This is a genomic window from Pseudomonadota bacterium (assembly GCA_026388275.1).
In the GTDB taxonomy this organism is placed as follows: domain Bacteria; phylum Desulfobacterota; class Syntrophorhabdia; order Syntrophorhabdales; family Syntrophorhabdaceae; genus JAPLKB01.
The window spans coordinates 48,323-73,203 of the sequence record JAPLKB010000017.1 but is presented as its reverse complement, the minus strand read 5'-3'; the positions used below and the strand labels follow the sequence as shown (position 1 = coordinate 73,203).

Here is a 24,881-nt window from a genome sequence, read left to right as displayed (position 1 = left end):
TGGTAAAGAAGATGACCGGCGTGGCAAGAATGCCGATCCAGCTCGAAAAGAGCTGCGTAGCCCCAAGCTGCGGGAGCTTCGGGTTGATAAGCGCCATCAAGCTCGGGTTTTGCGCTGCAAGTCCTGCGGTTATATTATAGAAACCGCCCGCGTGAATAAGAGCCCATATGCCAAGTAAGGTACCTACCACGCAGAACACGAGTCCCTGTAAGGCCATTGCGTACTGGTTACCTACATATCCGCCCAGCACCATGTAAAGCCATGCAATAAAGACCGAGAGGAGCAAGCACCAGAGCGGAGAAAGCCCTGTCATGGCAAACCAGACAGTAGCGCCTGCCTTCAACTGGCCGACCGAATAAAGGAAGAGAAAAATGAGCATTGATGCGGCAATAACAGTCTGAAGGCCTTTCGATTCGAACCTTCGCCCGATTGTTTCAGGGAGCGTGGCTGCGCCGAGCTTTTTAGAAAAATCCCGTGTTTTCAAAGCCCCGAGCCAGATGCAGGGGATAATGCCGATGAGACTCCATATGCCGGCAAACCACATGCCTGAAAAACCCACTGCGTAAACAATGCCGGTACTTCCGCAGAAAGCCCATCCTGAGATGTACGTGGCAGAGAGGGCGGCACCGGTGACAACGGGACCTATATCGCGTTTGCCGACAAGATATTCATCAAAGGTTTTCCATTGCTTCTTTCCTGCAAGGCCGAGGAGCACGGAAAGAAGAAGTAGGATACCAACGGCGAGACTTCCTGCCCAGATCATCTCCGCCGTCGGTGTGGGTATTGGTAAGAACTTCGCTACTTGTGGATTCATTCTTTCCACCCCCTTGTTACAAGATATGTTCCAATAATGGTAAATGCAAAGGCAAAGGCAAAGACTGTGCCCCATACATACCATGAAAACATTAATTCTTGAACTAAATTTGGATCTACCGGTTGCATAAATAACCCTCCTTTCTTTTTTTTAAACCCCTTACTACTTCACCCCCTTTAAAAGTATTTTAATTAAATAAAAAATCGTTTTTACTAAAGAGGTCCGGTAATGTTTGACTGTGAAATATATTAGTTCTGTTCCCCAAAACCTTTTCCCTTGCCTATTATGATAGCCTTATCAATAAAAATGTCAATAAAAAAATGAGCAATGTCACATACGTAGACTTTATAAAAAACATAACTGTATGAATATACTACATATTAAGATTTACAATAGTATACAATATTTTGTATTCGTGTATACAGAATTAAGAAATACAACGATTTTTTAATCTTTTTTATTCTGAAATGAACTTCTCCGCAGCAGAACTGCGAGATATCAGAAGAATGGGGGCATTATTATTCCCCCTCACCCTGCCCTCTCCCGCAAGGGGCGAGGGAATGTAGTTGCCCCGAAGTAGAGCTGCAAGGCATCTATTGATACTAATTCGGATTCATTCATAGCACGAGGCAACAAAGTTATGTGATTGAAGGCAAATTGGTATGATTGAATCCCTGGGCGGTTTAAAGACGTACCGATACTACCTTTGAAATACCTTCCTCTTCCATTGTGATACCGTAGATTGTATTTGAGAACTCCATGGTGATTCTGTTGTGGGTAATAAGGACTATCTGGGTCTTGCTGCTGATAATCTTGATAATTTCCATCAAAGACATAATGTTCGCATCATCAAGAGGCGCATCTATTTCATCCATAAGCGATAATGGCGAAGGTTTTGTATCCATAAGTGCAAGGAGTAATGAAAGAGAAATAAGGGTCTTTTCGCCTCCGGAAAGAAGCTCCATTCTTGTAGTTTTTTTCCCCGGCGGCTGCACAAACATATCAACCCCGGCGATGTCATGGTTGAAAGAGAGATATCCGTTGCCTCCCTTAAATAGCATGAAAGTGAATTTTTTAAAAGCATCATTCACTGTTTCAAATGTCTCAAAAAATATCTCCTTGGAGAGGCTGTCAATTTTCAATATTGTTTTCTTAAGAGAGTCCATGGCATTTTTTAAATCTTCTTTCTGATTTTCAAGAAATACCGCCCTTTCCTTCAATTCACTGTATTCTTTCTCGGCACGGAAATTCACTTCCCCAAGGTCCGATAATCCCTCGATAATCTTTTCCCTTTCGTTCTCCAGGTCCCTGCCTGCAGGAATATTAATTTCTTCAGGGTTTGTGATCCCGTATGCGTTGATGAGTCTTTCGACAACAGTATCAAGCTTTTCAATGAAAACAGCAATCTCAGTCTCTATATTTTCTTTTCTGCTCCTCACTCTTTCCATGTCTTTTTCGATTGCATCGATGTTTTCCTGAAAATTATGCCTTTCCATATGAAGGGTGCCCGAGGTCTCCTTCAATTCTTCATATCTGCCGATATCTTTCTCGCACATTACCTTCAGTTTCCCGTAATCTTTTTCCAATTCTTCTTTCTTGATTAAACATCCGTTGATGTCCTTCTTTATATTCTCTGCCTTCTCATTCTTTCTGTATATCTCTTCAAGGGAATACCTTATCAGTCCTTCCTTTCTCTCTATGTCTTCATGGGCAGACTTTATACGGCCTCTTTTTCTTTCCATATCTATAGTAATTTCGTGCCAGTCCGACGAAGCGGCCTCGTATGCTTTCTTTTTGTCTTCATATATTTTTTTAAGGGATCCTATCTTTTCTTCAATACCTTCCTTTTCTCTGTCATACGTCTCCTTTTCTTCGAGCAAACCGGCAATGGCATGCATCGGTGTTTCCTCAAAAATATCAATCTCGGAATCAAGCTCAACAAGTCTTTCCCTTGCTGTTTTTATCTCTGTTTCTGTTATTGCCATTTCTTTTTCGGTCTTTTTTATCTCATCTTCTTTTGCTTCAGCATTTCTCTTTGCCTGTTTATATGTCTTATCGCAGTTATAGAATTCATCCTCCACACCCTTTATCATTGAGATGAACCGGTCAATATCCATTTGTATTGCCTTTAATTCATTCTGGATCCTTTTCATCTCTCTGAACTGTTTTATGTCGATTCTCTTTTCAGCCCTTTCCTGTAGGATAAAACCTCTTGAGTCGACAAGAACATCTTCATTGATAAATATACCCTCTTCCCCTTCTTCGATCCTTGCAAGTCCTTCTTCTATGCCGGAGATCCATTTAACATGTATATCCACTTCCTCTCCATTAAAGGTAAATACACCCTTCTCCGGAAAAAAGATAAAATTTTCATCATATTTCATTGCTGTTGCTGCAATTGCATCCGTATCTCCATCCGTGAGAACATGATACCCCATTTCCCTGGAAAAAAATCTCTCAAGGGGCTTCTCTTTACCCTCATCTGCCTTAATCATATCAATCAATTTTTTTGTATTGGGAAGTTTTTCAGGCACATCTTCCCGAAAACTGTTCATCTGTCTTAGGAACTCCTCTTTTCCCTTTTTCTCAGCCTTTAATGTTTCCAAATCTCTTTTTTTATTGCCGATTTCGCTGTTGAGATGTTCCCTTTTCGTAAATGCATCATTCCTTTCGGACATAAGCAATGTCATTTGGTGCTTCTGGCTTTCCAACATTGATATATTCGCCCTTTGTTTTGACTCCAGAGCACCCATTCTTTCTTTAAACCGTTGACGCTCTTCAGCTTTTTTCTGCTTCCTTCTCTCTATGTCTTTTGCCGCCCTTTCTATCTCTGATATCCGGTTATTTATATCCGACATACTGCTCATGACAACAAAGAGTTTAACCCTCTCTTCCTCCATAGTTTTCTCAAGATCTTCTGTGCCGGTTTTTAATCCTTCCATAACTGTCTTCAGTCGGCCTGCTTCCGTTTCTCCTTCGTTCAGCAAAGCATTTAGTGTTCCCTGCTCTTTTCTTAGTATTTCTATTGATTCTCTGTTTTGTGTAATCTCTTCCTCTAATTTTTCATTCCCTTTTATCAATTCTTCCAATTCTTTCTCAAACCTTTTTTCTTCTTCGCCAATATAGTCGATTTCAAGGAGCCTGTTCTCCATATCCTTTTCTTTTCCTTTAATATCGACTTCAAGTTGTCTTGTTACGGTTTCTGTCAGGGAAAATTCTTCTTCTTTAGCCGCAAGCTCTCTTTTTAGTTTGTTTTTTTCCTCCTCCTTTGCCGCAGCCTCTGTGTCAAGGCTCTCCCTTTTTTCCTTTGCTTTGTTTATCTTTTTTGTAAGTTTTTTATAGCCGTCTATCAATATCAATGAATCTATCTCAGCCTGCTGATCAGCAAAGGATTTGTATATCTTCCACCTGTCCCATTCAGTCTCAGCTTTTTCGAGCGAACGCACTACCTCGCTGTATATATCTTCCACCCTTTCCAGGTTCGCCTTAACCTCTTCCATCCTTACGATGGCTTCCCTTTTTTTCTCTTCAAAACGGGTGATGCCGCTTGTCTCTTCGATAACGACCCTTCTCTCATGAGGTTTCATCTGAATGAAAGATTCAATCTTCCCCTGTTCAACGATTGCATAGGCGTTGAGACCTATGCCGCTTCCGAGGAAAAAATCCTGGATATCCTTTAATCTTACGAGTGTTCCGTTTAAGTAATATTCGTTCAAACCGTCCCGGTATATCCTTCTTTTTACAATAAAATCCTTGTTGCCGTCGGAAAGTTCAATGGCAACTTCTGCAATGTTAACAGGCCGCTTTCCGTCGCTTCCATGGAAGATAACATCGCCCATATCTTTTACGCGTAAGGATTTTGTGCCCCTTTCCCCGGACGCCCAGACGATTGCATCAACGATATTACTCTTCCCACAACCATTTGGGCCCACAATAGACGAGATACCGTGGTCAAAATGAAATACTGTTCTGTTCAGGAAGGATTTGAAACCAAATAGTTCAAGACCCGTCAGCCTCATAACAAAAGACTCCGGGGATTAGTGGGATTATACAGGAAAAACAGCATTAATTTATTATAAGCTCTCTTTATTTTTGACTTTTTAATTCTTATTTCTATTGTTCTTTTATAAATTTGATCGCTCTTTCTATCCTTTGCTCTACACTTTCTTTTCCAAGGATGGCAATAACCTCAAATATTCCAGGGCTTACTGTTTTTCCTGAAAGCGCAACCCGTATCGGCTGAATAATATCTACAATTTTTTTGTTGAATGTCTGTACCATGCCTTCAATAAGCTTCTTTTGTTCGTTCTCATCAGTAAAGGCAAAACTTTTAATACCGGACAAAAAAGAATCAAGAATAGGCATCGTATTAATATTAAGAAATTTTTCCCTTGCCTTTTCATCATATTCAAAATCATCGGTAAAGAAAAATCTGGCCATCAAAGCCATTTCTTTCATGGTCTTTGCCCTTTCCTTGAGGTTTTTCACAACAGGGATAAGCATGTTTCTCTCTTTTTGATCCATTTTTATCCCGATTTCTTCCAGAAACGGGATTAGTCGATCTGCAATGGTTTGCTCAGGTAGTGTTTTCAGATAATGGCTGTTAAGCCACAAAAGTTTATCTATGTCAAATATTGCAGGTGATTTGCCTACATGTTCCAGGGTAAAGTTTTCTATCAGTTCTTCCCTGGAAAAGACCTCCTGGTCTCCATGTGCCCATCCGAGCCTGGACAGGTAATTCAAAAGTGCTTCGGACAGGAAACCATCGTTTTTATATTCAAGAAGGGAAACTGCACCGTGTCTTTTGCTTAGACGAGCCTTGTCTTTTCCATGGATCAGCGGTACATGGGCAAACATGGGTGGCTTATATCCCAGCGCCTCATATATAATTATCTGGCGCGGGGTATTATTTATGTGGTCATCACCCCTGATGATATGGGTAAGACCCATTAATGCATCATCAACGACAACAGTAAAATTATAAGTCGGAGTGTTATCGCTCCTGAATATTATGAGGTCATCAAGTTCTTCACATTTGAAGGTAATGTTGCCCCTTACAATATCGTCGAAGCTTACCTCGCCTGAAAGCGGTGTTTTGAACCTGATCACGTAGGGTTTGTCTCCTGGTTGATCTTTGAGCTCCCTGCATGTCCTGTCGTAGGCAGGTTTTCTTCCTTCTTTAAGGGCTATTTTTCTTTTTTCCTCGAGCATTTCAGCACTGCAATAGCATTTGTACGCATGGCCTTCCTCAAGCAGCCTATAGGCATGTTCCTTGTATATATCCATACGGTCCTTCTGGAAATATGGTCCTTCATCCCAGTTTATGCCAAGCCAGGCAAGACCGCCCAGAATGTCTTCAACATACTTTTCCTGTGACCTTTCCACATCAGTATCTTCTATCCTCAGGGTGTATATACCGCTATTATGTTTTGCAAAAAGATAATTAAACAGGGCTGTTCTCGCACCCCCGATATGAAGATACCCCGTAGGACTTGGTGCAAATCTCGTTTTAACTGTCAAGTTACCTCCTGAAATAAATTCAGCATTTGGCTCATGATTAAATATTTTTTAAGTATCAGAGCAAAGTATATGGATCGTAGATTATAAAGAAAAAATGTTTGTTCATCAATGTATTTTTAACAATACCGTACAGCCCAATGTATACTGAATGCTTACTAATAACAATTACTTATTTAAATTCATTTGTAAATATGGTATACTATCGGATAATTAAGGAAAAAGTACTGGAGGCAAAATGTTCGAGATAGGAGAAGTGGCTGTATATCCTGGCCATGGTGTCGCAAAAATAGAGTCAATTGAGGACAGAGAGTTTTCAGGCGGCATGAAGCAGTCCTTTTATGTCATGAGAATTCTCGATACGGACATGACGATCATGGTTCCCGTGGATGGAACAAACAGCGCCGGACTGAGGTGCGTAATAGACTCATGCGAGGTGAAAAGGGTTTACGAAATATTGAAAGACAGAAACGTGGCGCATGATAATGCCCCCTGGAACAGAAGGTACAAAGAATATATGGAAAAGATTAAAAGCGGCTCCATATTCGAGGTCGCAATGGTATTAAGGGAGCTTTACAGTCTTCGAGTCTGGAAGGAACTTTCTTTCGGAGAGAAGAAGATGTTTGAAATAGCAAGGAACTTAATAAAAAAAGAACTCTCCGTCGCATTAGAGAAAGAAGAAGAGAAAATTGAAGAAGAGATAGAAGGTATATTCTTAAAGAACTACAAGGACTAAATATTGTGGATATAATCATCCAGGTTTTAATGGTTGCAGTTACTACAACCACAGGATATCTAATCATAAAAGAGATTTTTTCAAACGGTTTCCTGGGACTCTTCGGGGCCATAGGAGGTCTTGCTCTTGGCTACACAATCCTTAAGCTTGAAAACAAACTGAAAGACGTACATCTTAAAACGATCTTTGGGAGTTTGATAGGTGCTACATTAAGCCTTTTTGTTACAAATCTCTTCATTTCGAAAATTCTTTTGGCTCTTGCCCTTATTAAGGATAGACCCATAAACCTGCCCATATATATCTATATCCTCCTCTATTTCGTCATGGGTTATCTCGGTTTCAGGATAGGAGAACAAAAGAGCCAAACAATTGACCTTTCAAAACTTCCGCTCCTTGATAAGATGGAGGAAACCGAGGATGCCAAAATTCTCGATACAAGCACGATCATAGACGGGAGAATCGCCGATATATGCGAGACAGGGTTTATTGAGGGTACGTTTATTATCCCCCAGTTTGTATTATACGAACTTCAACACATTGCAGATCATCAGGACCCCATAAAGAGAACAAGGGGGCGCAGGGGGCTTGACATTCTTCACAGGATGCAAAAACAGGCCTATGTGAAAGTAAAAATTGTTGACTACGAATTCCCAAAACTTAAAGATGTGGACACAAAACTTATTGCCCTTGCGAAAAAACTTGATGGAAAGATTGTGACTAATGATTACAACCTCAACAAAGTAGCTGAATTACAGGGCGTTGAGGTGCTTAACCTGAATCAGTTGGCGACTGCGTTGAAGCCAGCAATACTGCCGGGCGAACAGATGAACACGAAGATACTTAAAGAAGGAAAGGAATTCGGTCAGGGCATCGGATATCTTGACGACGGTACCATGGTGGTTGTTGACGATGCAAAAAAACTCCTCGGCAAGGCTGTTGATGTAGTTGTAACAAGTGTATTGCAGACCACTTCTGGAAGAATGATATTTGCAAAGCTGAAAGGGCAGGCTGAAAAGGAATTTTATTTTCCCGATGAGTATAAAATAGAAGAACAAGTGAGATAAAATATGAGGACCATTGCTATTATACTGGCAGGCGGTACCGGTAAAAGGATGGGTACATCCATAAATAAACAATTTTTACTCCTCGACAATAAACCTATTATTGTTCATACATTACAGGTTTTTGACGAGTGCAGGCAAATAGACGGCATCTATCTCGTAGTAAATCAGAAGGACCTGCCTGTTATGCAGGAAGATATTCTTGAGACTTACAAGTTTAACAAAATTATGAAGCTTGTTATAGGTGGACGCCTGCGGCAGGATTCTGTAAAAAACGGGCTTGAAGCAATAGAGCATCCCTGCGATAACGTGATAATTCATGATGGAGCAAGGCCTTTCGTTTCGCCTGCCTTTATTGAAAAAGGCATTTTTCTAATGGAAATGTTTGATGCAATAATCCCGGCCCTGCCCGTTAAGGATACGATAAAAGTAGTATCAAAGGAAGGATTTGTTGTAAAAACCCTGGAAAGGGACTCACTTTGGCATGTACAAACTCCTCAGACTTTTAAATACGATATGATAATGAAGGCATACAGAGAAGGCATAACAAAAAAACTTTACGGGTATGATGATGCTACCTTCTTAGAAAACATGGGTAAAAAAGTAAAGGTAGTTGAAGGCTCTCCTTACAATATAAAAATTACAACCCCCGAAGACTTAACCATTGCAAGAGGCATGCTTTCCCAGCTAAAAGGCACTATATGAGGGTTGGCATCGGCTATGACGTTCACGCCCTTGTCGATGGGAGAAAACTCTTTCTTGGCGGGATAGAAATACCGTTTCATAAAGGGCTTCTTGGCCATTCGGATGGCGATGTTCTTCTCCATGCCATCTGTGATGCGCTTCTGGGCGCTATCTCGGAAGGCGATATAGGCATACACTTCCCTGATTCCGATGAAAGTATAAAAGGTATTGAAAGTATTAACATACTTTCGTATGTGGCAGAACTCTTGAAAAAAAAGGAGTTCATGGTCGTAAATATAGATGCTGTTGTAGTTGCTGAAGAACCGAAAATATATCCTCACAGAATGGCAATATGCGAAAAAATAGCCAGCATCCTTAACATAGAAACAGGACAGGTAAGCATAAAGGGAAAAAGTACTGAAGGCCTTGGTTTTACCGGAAGGAAGGAGGGTATAGCAGCCTATGCAGTATCCCTGGTTGAAGATAAGTAACAGAGGTAATATGCAAAATGGTTAAAGTAAGATTTGCACCAAGCCCGACAGGGTATTTACACATCGGCAATACAAGAACGTTACTAATAAATTATCTTTTCTCAAGAGCGAACAAGGGAAGTCTTGTTCTCCGTATTGAAGATACGGATATAGAAAGGTCCGACGCAAGATATGAAGCGTCTATAATAGAAGATTTGCATTGGCTCGGCATAGCATGTGATGAAGGGCCTATCCGTCAGTCTGACAGGCTTAACATATACCTGGATTATGCAAAAATACTTCTCGAAAAAAATGCCGCATACAAATGTTTCTGTACTATAAAAGACCTTGAGCAAATGAGGGAAAACTCGCTCAAGAAAGGCGAACCCCCAAAATACAACGGGACATGCAGACACCTTTCTCCTGACATGGTAAAGTCGATGGAGCAGGAAGGAAGACCTTATGTGGTAAGATTCAAATCTCTTGAAAAACAGATTATTTTTATTGACGATATACATGGAAGAATTGATTTTCCACGTGATCATGTGGATGATTTTATACTGCTTAAGCAGGAACATACGCCTTCTTATAATTTTGCTGCAACAGTGGATGATATGCTTATGGGCATCACCCATGTTATCAGAGGGGCTGACCATATATCAAACACGCCCAAACAGATAATGCTCTTTGAGGTGTTGGGTCATGAACCGCCACAATATGCACACCACTCATTGCTTACAGGCGACGATAAAAAACCTTTGAGCAAAAGACATGGGGTTACCAACATCAGGGAGTTCCGGAATACAGGAATACTGCCGACGGCTTTAATGAATTATGTCGGCATTATCGGGAGGAATGTAAAAAAAGAGCTTATGGATATGGAAGAGCTTGTTGAAACATTTTCGCTCAATTCCCTGTCCTCATCCGATTCTGTTTTTGATATGGATAAACTCCTGTGGTTTAACAAGGAGTACATTAGAAATACTTCTGCAGAGCTTCTCCTTAAAGATACAGGGCTTCCCCCTGATTTAAAGGAAAAAGTACTGCTTTTAAGAGAAAATGCAAGAACATTAAATGAAATTAAAGATTTGCTAAACATTTTTGACGGATCTGATATTGACGAGGAAGGCATTGCCTATTTGAAAGCACAAAAAGATATTCATGCAATTATAGAAGCGATAGATGCAGTATTTAAAAGTGATAGAAGTATTACCTTTGAAAGATTAATACACGAACTTCAAGACACAACAAACATTAAAAAAAGAGATATGTTTATGGCACTGAGGATAATCTTTACGGGCAGAAAAAGTGGGCCTCCGCTGGGAGAGATATTTCATTTGATTCCGAAAGAAACTATAATAAAAAGGATAAACAGCTCCATCAGTCTGATTCCGTGAGAATGAGATGTTCATAAAAACGTTTTATACCTCAATAAAGAATATTTTTCGTAATCTTTCTCTAAAAACACAGCTTCTTTTGATACTCTTTTTTTTACTTGCCGTTTCAATAAGCTCTCTAACAATTATATATTCAAGAACAGAGGAAATGCTTTTAGATAAAGTAACTGAAAACATCGACGACATTACAAAGGCTATTCAGATAAGTGTGGAAGAGCTGACATATAAAGGCAGCAGCACAGAAAGGCTAAAAAGCTATGTTGACATGTTAAACAAAAAGGGGATCAAAGAAATATCTATTTTAAGTGATAATTCCGAGGTAATTGCCAGCTCCGATCCAAAAAAGATTGGCACCAAGGAAAAACTGAGTGAAAAAAAGACAGTCAAAAAAAAGAATCTGATGATTACCGCCCGGCTTGGTGAGGATAGTAAAAAAGACACCCAGCGGCTTTATAATGTAATTATGCCCGTATCCATAAAAGGACAAAACATAGGGTATATACACATTAACATGGTACTGGATGATTACAGGCTCCTCCAGCGAAAAAACCATCTTACAAGGGTCCTGAGCATGATCTTTGCTTTCGGTATCGGCATTATCTTCAGCCTCCTTATCGCAGAAAAATATACCGAACCGATAAAAAGGATTGCCGAGGCAAGCAAACGGATAGCAGAAGGAGAATTGGTAAATATACAGGACATGAACCGTAAAGATGAAATCGGGGTACTTGTAAAAAGTTTTAATGATATGGTTGATAAGTTGGGGGAAAGGAAGGAGCTGGAAGAAAAACTGAAAAAGACAGAACAACTGTCCATGATAGGTCAACTTTCATCAGGAATAGCTCATGAAATCAGAAATCCCTTAAATTTTATGTCATTATCGGTGGGACATATTAAAGAGAGGATCGAGGAGGAAAATATTCAGGGCAAGGAAGACCTCGTAAAGCTCCTGGATAATGTAACAAATGAGATATACAGGGTTAACGGTCTCATCCATAACTTTCTTTTTCTTGGAAAACCAATAACATTGAACAAGGAATGGATATTGCCAAAAACACTCATCAATGAAGCGCTCCACATTTTGAAAGACAAGATCAGAAACGGTATTGATATAAATGTTGTACCTGAGGGCGATGGACAACCCATGTATTGCGACAGGGAATATATGAGGCTCTGCATTATAAACCTGTTGCTGAACGCTGTTCAGGCCATTGAGGATAAAGGAGCTGTTGTTGTAGAATTCGGCAAGGAAGATACCTTCTATTTTATCAGCGTAACAGACAATGGAAAAGGCATAGATTCTGAAGACATTGAAAAAATCTTCGAGGCTTATTATTCCACAAAGAAACTCGGTATCGGTCTGGGACTTGCCGTTACAAGGAGATTTATCGAAGAACACGAAGGGATCGTATCTATAGAAAGCGAAATAGGCAAAGGAACGAAAATGAAAATCAGGATACCTGTTTATGAAGTATGATAAAGGCAGTATTTTTGTAATCGAAGATGACAATAACCAACGGGATATCATAAAAACTATCCTTATGAAGGAAGGTTTCTATGTTGAAGACGCAGATTGTGGGAAAAAAGCAATTGAACTTTTAAAAAACAGCTCTTTCGATATAGTACTGACCGATTTGAGACTTCCCGATATAGACGGCACAGAAGTGATTAAAGAAGTGAAAACATTTAACAAAATATGTCATGTCATCGTTATCACTGCTTATGGTTCCATACCATCTGCAATTGAAGCGACAAAGCTCGGCGCTTTTTACTATCTTGAAAAACCCTTTGAAAAAGATCAACTACTTCTCGTGATAAACAATGCAATGAATCAGTCAAGGCTCATGAAAGACAATATTATGCTGAAGGATCAGCTCGTTGACAGATTCACCCTGGACAATATCGTCGGCATTCACGGCAGGATGGGAGAGCTTTTTAAGATAGTGCGAAAGGTTGCCCCTACAAATTCTACTGTTTTGATATACGGGGAAAGCGGGACAGGAAAGGAGCTTTTTGCGAAAAGTATTCATTATAACAGCCCAAGAAAAAATAAACCTTTTTTTGCGATAAACTGCGCTGCCATACCTGAAACTTTGCTTGAAAGCGAGCTCTTCGGCTATGAGAAAGGCGCCTTTACCGGTGCTCTAGCACGTCGTATTGGCCTATTTGAGCAGGCAAACGGGAGTAGCCTTTTCCTTGATGAAATTGGTGACCTTACCTTAAGCACCCAGGCAAAATTATTGAGGGCAATCCAGGAAAGGGAAATACGTAGAATCGGCGGGAAAGAAAACATAAAGCTTGACGTAAGAATAGTCGCAGCAACAAACAAGAAACTCGAAGAAGAAATTTCAAAAGGGAGATTTCGTGAAGATTTGTATTACAGGCTAAATGTGATTGCCTTTTCTATTCCTCCGCTCAGGGAAAGAGTAACGGATATCCCGCTTCTTGTTGAACATTTTTTAAAGCAATTATATGAAGCACATGGAAAGAAAAAGGTTATTGCAAATGAGGCGTTAGACCTTCTTATGAAATATGCCTGGCCCGGTAATGTAAGACAACTTCAATCCGTTGTTGAACGGGCTTATATCATGTGCGAAGAAGAAATTATTGGCATAGAGTATATGCCCGAAGAGGTTAAAAATGAAAACGGGAAAGACCTTGCAAAACATATAAATATTCCGGATGAAGGTGTAAACTTCGAAGAAATAGAAAAAGAATTTATAAAAAAAGCATTTTTCAAAGCGGACGGAAAAATTTCGCTGGCAGCAAAGCTTCTCAATATGCCATATGATAAATTGTGGTTCAAGGTGAAAAAATTGAAAGAAAAGGGTGACATTCTTGATATCACGAACAAGTAATATGATATTTCGTGAAACCACGAAAATATGAGCCTCCTTTTATTAGCCGATATTTAAAATATCCTGTTTTTTCAATGTCTTTGTTCTATGGCACAGCATATGCAACACTATAGAACATGAAGTTAAAAAATAAAAAGGAGGTGAAAATATTATGAAGAAAGCATTAATGTTAGTTCTCGCATTGGTAATCAGCGTTGCATTCGTGTCAATGGGTTTTGCAGCAGAGAAGGCAGCAGCTCCTGCACCTGAGAAGGCAGCAGCAGTAGCACCTGAGAAAGCAGCAGCTCCTGAGAAAGCAGCAGAGGCAAAGAAACCTGCTAAAGTAAAGAAAGCAAAAAAGAAAGCAGAGAAGAAAGAAGAGAAGAAAGAAGCTCCGGCACCTGAGAAGGCACCGGCACCAGCAAAGTAACAATAAAACATGATAATAAAAAGAGGGTGGAGTTATCCACCCTCTTTTTTTATGTCTTATACCAATTCGCCTTCAATCATATAACTTCGTTGGCTTCGTTCGGGTACCAGCTTGCCGCCTTGATTGCCCCACACGATGCTGTAGGGTAAGTCATTACATCTTCGATTTGAAAATAGAAATATATGGCCTATAAGTCTTATCTGTCCTATGTCTTCTAAATATTCATCGGGTCTGCTTCAATATGCACACCGGGCAAACCATAGATGGATAAAAGGGCTTTCTGCAAGAGCATTTCATCACCTTTCAGGATCAACTTCCATTTGTAAAAACCTTTCCTCTTTTCTTTCATAGGACCTGTTACGTGTTCGATTAACCCTTCCTGTTCAAGGATATTGTTTATCTTATCAAGTATTCTCAAGCCTGTTTTTTCCTCTTTTTTCTCAACATCTATCAAAAAAAATCTCACATAGGGCGGAAATTCAGCAGCTTTTCTTTTCTTCAATTCTTCAGTATAGAATTTTTCCAAACCAAAAAAACGTGCAGGATTAACAGCAAGCTTTTTGTCCATGAAAAAGTAAATCTCTTCAGGCTTCAATATGTCCAATAAGTTCATAAAAATCTGGAACATCTTCTCCTCTGACCTGTATCCGGCCATCCTGACCAGCTCTTCCCATCCGACAAAAATCAGTTTATTTGTATGCATACCGTATATCTTGGATAGAGACTGGGTTCCTACAAGAATTAATCTGCGGCTATCCGAAATGTCGGACATTGTTTTTCTAAATTTTTTAATAGTTTCCGCAGTGATGTTTACAATATGAGAGTCCTGAAAAAGTGTCTTAAGCTTTTCCTCAATATATTCCGTACCAATATTGTAGGGGCGGATAAGATTGCTGCCGCAATAAACACACTTATCTTCATACGTAAAGCTTTTGTTGCAGTTGCCGCAGACAAGCACACTATCTTGTTTATTTAGGCCCAATAACCCTTCGCAAAAAGGGCATAAAAATGTCCTTTTGCATTCGAGGCACTGGATGTGAGATATGTAGCCTCTTCTCGGTGTAAATACAGCAATGTTTTCATTCTGTTGCACCGCTCCTTTTATAACAGCCACGAGTTTATCCGGCAAATCAGCTTGTGCGGCAAGGCTTTTATCCATCAAAACTACCGAGTACTTCCTGTCTATCTGCTGCTCTTTTCCAATAACAGTGAATCTCCCTTCTTCTCCATATTTAAACATTTCCATAGATGGTGAAGCACTTCCGAAAACAATGGGGATATGCTCTGATTCAGCCAATCTCAAGGCTAACATGTTCGCATTAAAATTAAATCCTTCTTCATTTCTGTATTCATCTTCCTCTTGTCTCTCAACAATGATAAGGGAAAGGTTCAGTATCGGCAAAAATATGCAGCTCTTGTTGCCGAGGATCAAAAAACCCTTTTCGTTTCTCGCTTTAAAGTACGCATCCATCCTTGTTTTGGTTTTAATAGCCGACCCATACCAGATTACATTATTTTTAAACTTCTCAATAAAAGCCTTGTGATAAAACACTCCTGCCGAATTGTAATCAGGAAGCAGCATAAGAACGTTTTTCCCTTCACTTATATATTCGGATATACATTTCATATAATATGCAATGCGGCTTTCTATATCCCCAATATATAACTTTTTTTCGAAAGCTCCATCTCCCCCGTATGTCTTCCGGGATGGGGCAAAGATTTTACCGGTAAAACTATCCCGGAATTCTATTAAACCGTTTTGAAAAGACTGAATAATTGCATCTTTTCCAGGATTTTTATACGCTTTTTTCAAGGGAACTCCCTCTAATGCTGATGTGCACGACTCCAGACTCCTGATGGAAATGTAGTTTTCAATCTTAAGCGTTTGCGGGAGGACAAATTTAAGCACCATACCGATAGGCGTTACATAATAACGGGAAGCCCATTCACACAAACGGATAATCTTGTCGTCAATTAAGGGGAATATGTCTATTATGTCACTGATGGCTTTCAGGCCTGCATCATCTTTTTCTTCAATATCGACAATAAAACCTGTTAATGTCCTGTTGTGAAAGGGGACGGCAACCCTTGAAAATGGTTTTATAAAGGACTCCCACTTTTCCGGCACCGAATATGAAAATGTTTTAGCTATTGGTATAGATAACGCAACATGAACAATCATGAAGAAAGCAAAAAATCATTATAATCGAGGCTTTTGAGATATTTTATATGTGATATTTTTTCTCCGAGAAAGCGGCCGCCTATTTCCTTAAACGTATCAGGGGAGTCAGTTACAAAATAATCACATCCCCCTTTCCCTGTGTCATTGACAATATTGTTTGTTTCAAGGGTATGCATCACTTCTTTGGCGGTTTCACATCCGGTATTTATAATATTTACGTCCTTACCCATAACTTTTTTAATAACATGCTCCAAGATAGGGTAGTGTGTGCAACCCATGACCAGCACGTCAACCCCTGAATGCTGAAAATTTTCCAGATACTTCTCTGCCATAAGGAAGGCAACACCATCATTTTCAAGCCCTTCTTCAACAATTGGAACAAAAAGAGGACATGATTTTGCCAGCACCTCTATCTCGGGATCGATCTTCTTTATAGCCTTTTCATAGGCCATGCTGTTTATTGTGGCTTTTGTACCAATAATGCCTACCTTTTTTGTTTTTGTGCAACGCACCGCTTCTGCCGCTGCCGGGGAAATAACACCCAGAACAGGGATAGGCAACTTTCTTTTGAGAATGTCCAGCGCCAGGGCAGAGGACGTGTTGCAGGCAATCACAAGGACTTTTATCCCTTTTGTGAGTAAAAATATTGCACTTTCAAGGGCATACTTTGTGATGGTTTGCGGAGATTTATTGCCGTAAGGAAGCCTTGCCGAGTCGCCAAGGTACAGGATGTGTTCTGAGGGCAGCAGCTCCTTTACCTCCTTTAGTACAGTAAGCCCCCCTATGCCCGAATCAAACATACCGATTGAAAGCGTTTTCATGGGAAAAGATTATTTTAGATACAGGGAAATGTCAAGCTAATAAGGTCTTCGGAGTTTCCTGAGTTTTTCACAAAATATTTTGGATCAGGAATATTAGCATAAAGCTAATCGTGGGCTTCCGTCCAATTCCTGCCCTTGCCAAGAGATACCTTCAGAGGTACAGCAAGGTTGATCACATGCTCCATTTCATGCCTTACAATCCTCTCCATATCAACAAACTCATCCTGCTTCACTTCAAAGACAAGCTCATCGTGAATCTGCATAATGAGTCTTGAGGCAAGCCTGTTTTCCCTGATCCTTCTGTGAATACTCACCATCGCCATTTTGATGATATCTGCTGCCGTACCCTGGATAGGCGTATTCATGGCAGTTCTTTCGCCGAGCTGCCGTACTGCTGCATCACGATTATTGATCTCCGGTATGTAACGGACCCTTCCAAAGAGCGTCCTTACAAAACCCCTGATGCGAGTTTCTTCCAGTACTGACTCAATATAGGCTTTTACGCCTTTATATTTTATAAAGTACTCATCTATATAATTCTGGGCATCTCTTTGCGAAACACCGAGTTCTTTCGAAAGTCCGTAGCCGCTCATGCCGTAGATTATGCCGAAGTTTATCACCTTCGCAACTCTTCTCATCTCCTGCGTAACATCGCCTGCCTGTACCCCAAAGACCTCCCGTGCCACATTTGTATGGATATCTTCATCCTTTAAAAAGGCATCTGTAAGAAGCTCATCTTTCGAAATATGGGCAAGAACCCGGAGTTCTATCTGCGAATAATCCGAAGAAAGGAGTAAAAAACCTTCTTCCGTTACAAAGGCCTCACGTATTCTCCTTCCTTCTTCACCACGTATAGGGATGTTCTGGAGATTCGGATCACTGCTGCTTAATCTCCCCGTAGCAACGACCATCTGGTTAAAAGAAGCATGTATCCTGCCTGTACGAGGGTTTATAAGGGTAGGCAGGACATCGATATAGGTGTTTTTCAGTTTGGTAAGAGTCCTGTATTCGAGAATCTCCTTTGGCAGCGGGTGAACCAAAGAGAGTTTCTCAAGAACCTCTATGTCTGTTGAATAACCTGTCTTTGTTTTTTTGCCTGGCGTGAGATGTAATTTTTCAAAAAGGATGCGGGAAAGCTGCTGCGGAGAATTAATATTGAAGGGTTCCCCTGAAAGGCTGTAAATTTCCTTCATGATGCCGGTAAGTCTTTTGTCAAAATCCCTTGAAAGCTCGTTAAGTATCTTCCGATCGATTTTTACGCCGGTGTTTTCCATACAGGCAAGGACTTCTACAAGTGGTATTTCTACTGTATGAAAAAGGTTTGTCAGCTCCAATTTTTCCATTTTCTCAGTCAGTATGTCTTTCAGTTCAAATAGATATTGAACAGTTTCTATCAGGACATGCTTTACATCGGCGGAAGATATATCTGCATCAATATGCTCCTCTATAATAGCGCCGATTCCATAATCTTTTCTCAAGGGATTGAGCAGATATGATGCGAGCATAGTGTCGAAAAATAGGTGAGAGAAGAGAGGCAAAGGATGAAATGCAAAAGGATTTAATGCGTCAGCTTTATTTAATAAGAAGAGTAAAACCGGTTTTATATTGTGGATTACGACCTCTTCCGCACTGCCCATGATGTCAATCAGTTCATCCTCATTCCTGGAGAAGTAAACGCCTTCATTGTCAAATGCGGCAAACCCGTCCAAATGTATATCATTAGGGCTTTTACCCTGAAAATTTGTAACGATTGCCACATTTTTCCTATTTAAGGAGGAAAGTTCTATTTCCTGCGATGCCTTTTTCTTTGTGTTCTCTGCCCCAATCTCCTTATAAAGTAAAGTAAATTCAAGCTCCCGGTAAATTCTCCTTAAGGCATTCGAGTCTTCTTCTTTCTGAACAAGATGTTCGACTTCCTTGCCGATAGGCACATCTATCCTGATTGTTGCAAGTTCCTTGCTCATAAAGGCCAGGTCTTTGCCTGCAACAAGCTTTTCCTTTACTGATATCTTTTTCACTTCTTCGAGGCGCTCATAAATTTCTTCTATTGACCCGATGCTGTCTATGAGTTCTTTCGCAGTTTTTTCGCCAACACCTGGCACGCCCGGTATATTGTCCGAGGTATCCCCGCATAATGCCAGATAGTCTGTCATAAGGGAGGGCTTAACACCAAATTTTTCCATTACTTCCTGCTCGCCTATTAACAGGTTTTTCATTGTATCACGGATAAAAACCCTGTTTGATACGAGCTGCATCATGTCTTTATCGCCTGTAACAATATACATTTGCACATTTTCTTCTCTGAACTTTTCTACTATGGTACCGATGATGTCGTCGGCCTCAAACCCTGCTTGTTCCAGTATCGGTATGCCCATTGCCTCCATAACCATCTTTACATAGGGAATTTGGACTGAAAGGTTGTCCGGCATGGGAGGTCTTTGCGCTTTATATGCCTTTGAGATTTCTTCACGGAAAGATGGTGCCTTTGAATCAAAGACTACGATCAGGGTGTCCGGTTTTTCTTCATTCATGAGTTTCTTCAGCATACTGATAAAGGCATAGGTTGTATTGGTTGGTATGCCTTTTGAGTTGGACATATATGGCGTAGCATGGAAGGCCCTGTATAAATAGGAATGGCCGTCAACCAGAAAGATCCTCCGGGTTATACCGGTTTCCTGCTGCTGAGTTATAAGTTCTGATTCTTCAGTCATTAACACTTTCCTTGCGCGGTCGCAGAGCCCATCGTTAAACCGGAAAATAGGTTTTTATCTTGAATACTTTTTTTTCAGGGAAACGGTAAATTTTAACTGCGTGCTTCTTTTCCAGGTCCGAAAGAAAAACTTCAATATCATCGCATGTTTTTGCAGCAATGGTAAACCAGATATTCAAATCACCTTCCCTTTCGTAATTATGGGTAACACCGCTGTGTTTATTGATCTCATCTACAAAGTCCATGATTTTGCCTTCATCCACACGTACCCCGCAAAGAGTGCTTACATATTTAAGCTTCTTTCGTTCAAGGATAGGCCCTATCCTTCTTATATAGCCATCATTTTTCAGCCTTTTGACCCTCTCGATCACATCTTTCTCATCCAGACCAACGAATTTCCCCACTTCAGCAAAGGGTCTCTGAGCGACAGGGAATTCCTCCTGCATCATATTCAATATTTTTTTATCAAATTCGTCCATTATCATTTCTTTGATCTTCTATTTTATACCAGTTTGTTTTCAAAGTAACGATAAAAGGGGAAATAGGTTCACACTGCGTGGTTTTCGCCTGAAATGCATACTGCGTGATTTTTTTAGAGGCACAAACAACTTCCTATAGTTGTTATCCTATTTCTGTTTTGTAAAGTACGTTATTATATGTGGCAATCATGTGTTCCTTGCAGAAAAAGAATATGCCGAAGAATGTCTTCCTATGCTTCGAGTGATGAAACTATCTCACGGTCAAAATGGGCTTCCAAAAGAACAAGAAAAGCTCTACAGGCCGGTGAAAAGCGTATGCCCCTTTGTATCACAATATCTATTCCCATTTTGAAGTCACTGTCAGTAACTGGAATGATTTTGAGTCGTTTTGCAGCCACATCCTCTTTCACGCTGGAAAATAACATCAGGGCCACGCCTTTCCCTTTTTGAACTAATTGTTTCATGAAATCTATGCTGTCAATATTTGCAACAGGAGATACTTTAATATTTCTCTCTTTGAAGAAATCAAGGATCAATTGTCTTACTATCGACCCCTCGCGGTGAAGTATAAAAGGATATCCCTGAAGATCATTCCAGGTAAGATGTTTTTTCATTGCCGGTCCGTCGCTTGGAGAGGTAACAAGCACCATGTTTTCAACTTCCGGAATGCGGAAAACCTGTAGCTCACCACTTACCTTAAAAAGTGGAGGCACAACACACAGATCATGTTGGAAATCAAGGAGTTCCTCGACAATTTGCACAGAGGCGCCTTCCTTTACACTTAAAAGTTTAGAAGGGTTTAATTCCTTGAATTTGTCAAGGATTGGGGTCAGATAGGCAGTCAAAGAGCTGGAAATTCCAACTCGCAGATTTGAATTTCGATCTCCTTGGAGAAAAGTCTCAGCGTTGATTGCTGAATGATATATTTCCTCGGCATACTGAAGCAGTGTACGCCCTGCCTCGGTCAAGTGGACTTTTCTCTTTTTTACGTGGATAAGTTTAACCCCGAAGTGATTCTGTAATGCCCTGATTTGTTTCGTAACAGCTGGTTGTGTTATGCAAAGCCTTTCAGAGGCAGCGCTGATATTCTCTTCCTTGCCGACAAAGTAGAAGGTGATAAGCTGTGAGACATTAATCTGCGGGAGTTTTAACACACTTAATTTTAACCCGCATAATGCCTGGAGCGCAAGAGGTACCCTTACCTCATCCGGGAAACGGATTGTTATCAAGTCATGACAAAATATGTCTTGAACTGCAAATAAGATTCTCTATAATTTATGTATGTCCTTCGGGGCGGAGTTGAAATGGTAAGCCGGTTCGAACATTTGACATTTGCCACATATGGATAGACTTTCCCCCATTTCGAATGTACAAATAGTGGGTTTATTTGCCGTGGCGAAGAGAAGGTCAAGTAAATCACGGGGAGGTTGTATGGCTAAGCTCAGGGCAAAGATAGGGTCAGGAGAAGTGGGACGTTTCGACCAGAGAAACACGATGTATATGCGGCCAAGGGATCCGGAAAAATCTGATGGCCGAATACTGGATATCGGCAAGCGCCATTACAGCGTAAAGCACTTCAGGAAAACACCGGGCTACACAATGAGGGATTGGGCATTCAGCATGTCAATGTGGTACATGGAGCGCTGGTGGGGCTTCGGGAACATGACGGGGAACGAAGGTCTCTTTACGTGGTTTCCGGATGAGGCGGAACGGGCATTGCGGGATCGCATGGAACCGGGAGAAAAATGGGAAGTCTCTGACCCCGAGGAGATGAGCAGGAATATTAAGAAGGCGGCGCTTTACATAGGCGCTTCTCTCGTCGGGATCTGTAAACTCGACCGGCGCTGGCTCTATTCGCACAGCTTCCACCCCCAAACCCATAAACACGTTCCCGTAGAAATCCCCGAAGAGTTTCAATACGCCATTGTCATGGCACACGAGATGCCTTATGAACTCATGCAAACGTCCCCTGCTTTAGGCGGTTTCTCATCGACCGGCCGGGGTTATTCAATGATGGCCTTTGTTGCCTCGTCGCTCGCTCACTATATTCGGAGCCTTGGCTACAAGGCAATCCCTACAGGTAATGACACTGCGTTGAGCGTACCCATCGCCATTGATGCAGGTCTTGGTGAACTTGGACGTAACGGGATGCTGATAACGGAGAAGTTTGGCCCCAGGGTAAGGCTCAGCAAGATTTTTACCAACTTACCTCTCGTGCCTGACAAGCCTGTTGAGTTCGGTGTAACAGGGTTCTGCAGGGCATGTAAAAGGTGCGCCGAAGAGTGCCCTGGTGTCTGTATCAGCTTCTGCGAACCGACGATTGACGGACCAACAATCTCGAATAACAATGGTATATACAAATGGTATATCGATCCTGAAAAATGTCTCGACTTTTGGGCGCGCAACAACGGGAGTTGTAGCAACTGCGTCCGCGTCTGCTCTTATAATAAACAGCCCGGAAAGCTGCATGATACGGCAAGATTCTTGATTAAACACGCATCCTGGCTGAACCCCGTGCTTGTGGGGATGGACAAGTTTGTCGGCTATGGCAGTCGGGTCAAAACGGAAGAAGCCTGGAAATAAACGAGCCGGGTTCATTCAGTAAAAGCATTCTCCGGTCCACTGAGAAACAGACTTGCCACTATTGTTCGATTATGCCGCTGAAGGGTGGCTAATCATTCCCTTCCTGTGATTTAGCTCTTGGCTGACAAAGCCGGGGGCCTGGTCTTGTTGCTTTGCACCAAAGATGTTGTTCATAAAACTAACATTTCATCTCATAATTCACGATCAAGGCCGCAAGGTTGTGTGCTCGATTGGCAAGTGTTAAAAATAGTCATCAAGGAATGTTTGAATATCTGATTTAGCATACATCCCGGTCTTTTTCTCAAAGTATGATTTTGCATTTTGTAAGACAGCAACCTTCTTTTTAATAGGTATGGGTTTCTGGTATGCTGATTCCAGTTTTCTTCTTTTGTATGCGGTAAGCATTTTCTCTAATTTAACATTGGTTACAGGCGTCTCCATTATTTCATCAAATATGGTAAAAAAGTCAGGACTTCCAAGGTTAGCAGTAAAGAGACATCCCTGTGAAACAGGAAGTTTTCCACTGATACGGTTTAATCACGACAGCGGAGTGACAATTACGTCCTGAATTTTAGGAACGAGTTTTAATAGGGATATCGTGCGGAACAAGGATGTGTAAGACTTTCCGGAGATTTCTATAATGGTGTCCACATTGGACACCACCGCGTTTGAGAGGGTTCCGGGGGAATATATAGCGTTTGTTAAAAAATAAGAAACTGCTTGACGTTCCTCTTGGACGTGTTAGGTATAGGGATATTTTTTAGAAAAGAAATAACTTTGGGAAGCAATAACCCCTCTTTCTCTTGGTAATCAATGCCTCTGGGAAACCACGCAGTGTGCGCATTCGCAGACGTTTCTCTTGGACGTGTAGGGAAGCATTGCTGCGAGAAATCCTTGCTTTTAGAAAACCGCGAAGCCGCTTATCCGTGCAAAGCTTTATTGACAACGAAGGATGTTTTTTATTAATATCCTTATTAAACCATGACCATGTATATCCTTTATTTTGTAGTTGCATACCTTATTGGCGCTGTTCCGGTTGGCGTAATCCTGTCCAAAATAAAGGGGATTGATCCGAGAAAGACAGGGAGCGGCAACATAGGCGCTACAAATGTTATGAGGGCAGCAGGCAAAGCCTTTGGCCTGCTTACACTCATAGGGGATATCCTGAAAGGACTTATCCCGACTCTGATAGCTACCAATTCCGGCTTGCCCTCTCCTGTAATTGCTGCAATAGGATTGGCCACTTTCCTTGGACACCTCTTTCCCGCTTATCTGAAGTTCAAAGGAGGTAAGGGCGTTGCAACTGCTCTCGGCGTTTACATAGCAATAAACCCTTATGCAATATTGATAAGTATAATTGTCTTTATATTGGTGTTTGCTAAATGGCGTTATGTATCCCTTGGCTCACTTATCGGGACAGGCGTTATGCCTTTAGCTCTGATTACATTGAAAGCACCAATGGAATATACTTATCTTTCTCTTGCAGTGGGCATTTTAATCTTCATAAAACACAAGGATAATATTAAAAGGCTTGCTGCGGGCAAGGAAAGCAGGTTCGGCCGTTCAGGCTGATCCTTCATATGCATAGTTGCATCGACAACCCTGTATATCCGGATAAAGGCATGAAAAATACATTGAAATACAGATGGATCGTTTTTTGGATCCTTTCCGTACAATACCTGCTTGTCTATTTTCATAGGGTTTCACCGGCTGTTGCAGCCCCGGAGCTGATTGAAGATAAAAAGGTTTATCTATTACTTTACTTCAATCTGCCATAATGGTATTGTATACAATGGATTGATAAGCAGAACAATTAACGACATTTAATATTGCCGTACTATGAAAGATCAAGAAAAAACAGCAAAACAGTTAATTCAAAAATTAGAGTCAACGCACCGGTACATTAAGGAGTTTGAGCCTCTTCAATTAGAACTCGCTAAGGGCGAGAAAGCCTTTGTTGTCAGCAGAGTAAAATATCGTAATCTTTCTTATAACACTACAATGGGTTTTTTTAAGGTAACCTCAGACAAACCTGATACAAGCATCAACCATGCCTTCGCCATAATCCGATCAGTCATTGTTGACAACACAGCAGAGCAATTGCTCGCAAGACAGCGGCCGGCAAAAAACAACATTTAACATCCGCCTCCCTCTTGCCGA

21 protein-coding genes are annotated in these 24,881 nt (G+C 41.0%); 11 read left to right on the top strand and 10 right to left on the bottom strand.

Features of this window, described 5'->3' with window-relative positions:
- The 4 genes from NT010_04950 to gltX (NT010_04935) all read right to left on the bottom strand — a co-directional run.
- Positions 1 to 814 (bottom strand): hypothetical protein (locus NT010_04950; protein ID MCX5805404.1); only part of this gene is annotated, 814 nt, incomplete at its 3' end.
- Positions 811 to 942, bottom strand: a complete 132-nt coding sequence (locus tag NT010_04945) for a hypothetical protein (GenBank protein ID MCX5805403.1) — start codon at positions 940 to 942, stop codon at positions 811 to 813. The genes NT010_04945 and NT010_04950, both read right to left, overlap by 4 nt.
- A 555-nt stretch (positions 943 to 1,497) precedes the next feature.
- Entirely contained in the window at positions 1,498 to 4,833 is a 3,336-nt protein-coding gene (locus NT010_04940; GenBank protein MCX5805402.1) for an AAA family ATPase, read from the bottom strand.
- Between the two features lie 94 nt (positions 4,834 to 4,927).
- Positions 4,928 to 6,334 carry a glutamate--tRNA ligase gene (gene gltX / locus NT010_04935; protein ID MCX5805401.1) on the bottom strand — a complete coding sequence of 469 codons (1,407 nt, stop codon included), beginning with the start codon at positions 6,332 to 6,334 and terminating at the stop codon, positions 4,928 to 4,930.
- A gap of 235 nt (positions 6,335 to 6,569) precedes the next feature.
- Here gltX (NT010_04935) and NT010_04930 point away from each other — a divergent pair, with 235 nt between their 5' ends.
- The 8 genes from NT010_04930 (at position 6,570) to NT010_04895 (ending at position 13,946) form a co-directional block, all read left to right on the top strand.
- A complete protein-coding gene (locus tag NT010_04930; protein ID MCX5805400.1) occupies positions 6,570 to 7,067 on the top strand; it encodes a CarD family transcriptional regulator in 498 nt (165 codons plus the stop codon).
- A gap of 5 nt (positions 7,068 to 7,072) precedes the next feature.
- A complete protein-coding gene (locus NT010_04925) occupies positions 7,073 to 8,131 on the top strand; it encodes a TRAM domain-containing protein (GenBank protein ID MCX5805399.1) in 1,059 nt (352 codons plus the stop codon).
- A gap of 3 nt (positions 8,132 to 8,134) precedes the next feature.
- Positions 8,135 to 8,833, top strand: coding sequence for a 2-C-methyl-D-erythritol 4-phosphate cytidylyltransferase (ispD, locus tag NT010_04920; GenBank protein MCX5805398.1), 699 nt, complete (start codon positions 8,135 to 8,137; stop codon positions 8,831 to 8,833).
- The gene (gene ispF / locus NT010_04915; GenBank protein ID MCX5805397.1) at positions 8,830 to 9,303 is read left to right on the top strand and encodes a 2-C-methyl-D-erythritol 2,4-cyclodiphosphate synthase; all 474 of its coding nucleotides are present in this window, start codon (positions 8,830 to 8,832) and stop codon (positions 9,301 to 9,303) included. Before ispD ends, ispF begins: the two co-directional genes overlap by 4 nt.
- 17 nt (positions 9,304 to 9,320) lie before the next feature.
- On the top strand, positions 9,321 to 10,679 hold the full coding sequence (gene gltX, locus NT010_04910; protein MCX5805396.1) for a glutamate--tRNA ligase: 1,359 nt from the start codon (positions 9,321 to 9,323) through the stop codon (positions 10,677 to 10,679).
- 148 nt (positions 10,680 to 10,827) lie between these two features.
- Entirely contained in the window at positions 10,828 to 12,156 is a 1,329-nt protein-coding gene (locus tag NT010_04905; protein ID MCX5805395.1) for an ATP-binding protein, read from the top strand.
- A complete protein-coding gene (locus NT010_04900; GenBank protein MCX5805394.1) occupies positions 12,146 to 13,537 on the top strand; it encodes a sigma-54 dependent transcriptional regulator in 1,392 nt (463 codons plus the stop codon). Before NT010_04905 ends, NT010_04900 begins: the two co-directional genes overlap by 11 nt.
- 151 nt (positions 13,538 to 13,688) lie before the next feature.
- Positions 13,689 to 13,946, top strand: a complete 258-nt coding sequence (locus tag NT010_04895; GenBank protein ID MCX5805393.1) for a hypothetical protein — start codon at positions 13,689 to 13,691, stop codon at positions 13,944 to 13,946.
- Positions 13,947 to 14,160: 214 nt separating this feature from the next.
- Here NT010_04895 and priA read toward each other — a convergent pair whose 3' ends face one another.
- From priA to NT010_04870, 5 genes are all read right to left on the bottom strand, one after another.
- Positions 14,161 to 16,128 carry a primosomal protein N' gene (gene priA / locus NT010_04890; protein MCX5805392.1) on the bottom strand — a complete coding sequence of 656 codons (1,968 nt, stop codon included), beginning with the start codon at positions 16,126 to 16,128 and terminating at the stop codon, positions 14,161 to 14,163.
- Positions 16,125 to 16,949 (bottom strand): glutamate racemase, encoded by an 825-nt coding sequence (murI, locus tag NT010_04885; protein ID MCX5805391.1) that lies wholly within the window; start codon positions 16,947 to 16,949, stop codon positions 16,125 to 16,127. The genes priA and murI overlap by 4 nt, the downstream gene beginning before the upstream one ends.
- Before the next feature lie 104 nt (positions 16,950 to 17,053).
- Positions 17,054 to 19,660 carry a DNA polymerase I gene (polA, locus tag NT010_04880; GenBank protein MCX5805390.1) on the bottom strand — a complete coding sequence of 869 codons (2,607 nt, stop codon included), beginning with the start codon at positions 19,658 to 19,660 and terminating at the stop codon, positions 17,054 to 17,056.
- Positions 19,661 to 19,694: 34 nt separating this feature from the next.
- A complete protein-coding gene (locus NT010_04875) occupies positions 19,695 to 20,144 on the bottom strand; it encodes an Lrp/AsnC family transcriptional regulator (GenBank protein MCX5805389.1) in 450 nt (149 codons plus the stop codon).
- 224 nt (positions 20,145 to 20,368) lie between these two features.
- Positions 20,369 to 21,367: a LysR family transcriptional regulator gene (locus NT010_04870; GenBank protein ID MCX5805388.1), complete on the bottom strand. Its 999-nt coding sequence runs from the start codon at positions 21,365 to 21,367 to the stop codon at positions 20,369 to 20,371.
- Positions 21,368 to 21,569: 202 nt separating this feature from the next.
- On the opposite strand from NT010_04870, the gene NT010_04865 reads away from it, so the two are divergent.
- On the top strand, positions 21,570 to 22,721 hold the full coding sequence (locus NT010_04865) for a reductive dehalogenase (GenBank protein MCX5805387.1): 1,152 nt from the start codon (positions 21,570 to 21,572) through the stop codon (positions 22,719 to 22,721).
- Positions 22,722 to 22,961: 240 nt separating this feature from the next.
- On the opposite strand, the gene NT010_04860 is transcribed toward NT010_04865, so the two are convergent.
- Complete coding sequence (locus NT010_04860) at positions 22,962 to 23,162, bottom strand: hypothetical protein (protein MCX5805386.1); 201 nt, start codon at positions 23,160 to 23,162, stop codon at positions 22,962 to 22,964.
- Between the two features lie 546 nt (positions 23,163 to 23,708).
- Here NT010_04860 and plsY point away from each other — a divergent pair.
- Positions 23,709 to 24,293, top strand: a complete 585-nt coding sequence (gene plsY / locus NT010_04855; protein MCX5805385.1) for a glycerol-3-phosphate 1-O-acyltransferase PlsY — start codon at positions 23,709 to 23,711, stop codon at positions 24,291 to 24,293.
- A 267-nt stretch (positions 24,294 to 24,560) separates the two neighbouring features.
- Complete coding sequence (locus tag NT010_04850; protein MCX5805384.1) at positions 24,561 to 24,860, top strand: hypothetical protein; 300 nt, start codon at positions 24,561 to 24,563, stop codon at positions 24,858 to 24,860.
- Positions 24,861 to 24,881 lie beyond the last annotated feature (21 nt).

Bases quoted from the DNA above. Each gene is read 5' to 3' on its own strand.
- NT010_04875 (MCX5805389.1), bottom strand. From the start codon at position 20,144: ATGATAATGGACGAATTTGATAAAAAAATATTGAATATGATGCAGGAG.
- NT010_04900 (MCX5805394.1), top strand. From the start codon at position 12,146: ATGAAGTATGATAAAGGCAGTATTTTTGTAATCGAAGATGACAATAAC.
- NT010_04905 (MCX5805395.1), top strand. From the start codon at position 10,828: ATGCTTTTAGATAAAGTAACTGAAAACATCGACGACATTACAAAGGCT.
- NT010_04865 (MCX5805387.1), top strand. From the start codon at position 21,570: ATGGCTAAGCTCAGGGCAAAGATAGGGTCAGGAGAAGTGGGACGTTTC.
- murI (MCX5805391.1), bottom strand. From the start codon at position 16,949: ATGAAAACGCTTTCAATCGGTATGTTTGATTCGGGCATAGGGGGGCTT.
- priA (MCX5805392.1), bottom strand. From the start codon at position 16,128: ATGATTGTTCATGTTGCGTTATCTATACCAATAGCTAAAACATTTTCA.
- polA (MCX5805390.1), bottom strand. From the start codon at position 19,660: ATGACTGAAGAATCAGAACTTATAACTCAGCAGCAGGAAACCGGTATA.
- NT010_04850 (MCX5805384.1), top strand. From the start codon at position 24,561: ATGAAAGATCAAGAAAAAACAGCAAAACAGTTAATTCAAAAATTAGAG.
- NT010_04930 (MCX5805400.1), top strand. From the start codon at position 6,570: ATGTTCGAGATAGGAGAAGTGGCTGTATATCCTGGCCATGGTGTCGCA.
- gltX (MCX5805396.1), top strand. From the start codon at position 9,321: ATGGTTAAAGTAAGATTTGCACCAAGCCCGACAGGGTATTTACACATC.
- NT010_04940 (MCX5805402.1), bottom strand. From the start codon at position 4,833: ATGAGGCTGACGGGTCTTGAACTATTTGGTTTCAAATCCTTCCTGAAC.
- NT010_04895 (MCX5805393.1), top strand. From the start codon at position 13,689: ATGAAGAAAGCATTAATGTTAGTTCTCGCATTGGTAATCAGCGTTGCA.
- NT010_04860 (MCX5805386.1), bottom strand. From the start codon at position 23,162: ATGGAGACGCCTGTAACCAATGTTAAATTAGAGAAAATGCTTACCGCA.
- NT010_04945 (MCX5805403.1), bottom strand. From the start codon at position 942: ATGCAACCGGTAGATCCAAATTTAGTTCAAGAATTAATGTTTTCATGG.
- plsY (MCX5805385.1), top strand. From the start codon at position 23,709: ATGTATATCCTTTATTTTGTAGTTGCATACCTTATTGGCGCTGTTCCG.
- ispF (MCX5805397.1), top strand. From the start codon at position 8,830: ATGAGGGTTGGCATCGGCTATGACGTTCACGCCCTTGTCGATGGGAGA.
- ispD (MCX5805398.1), top strand. From the start codon at position 8,135: ATGAGGACCATTGCTATTATACTGGCAGGCGGTACCGGTAAAAGGATG.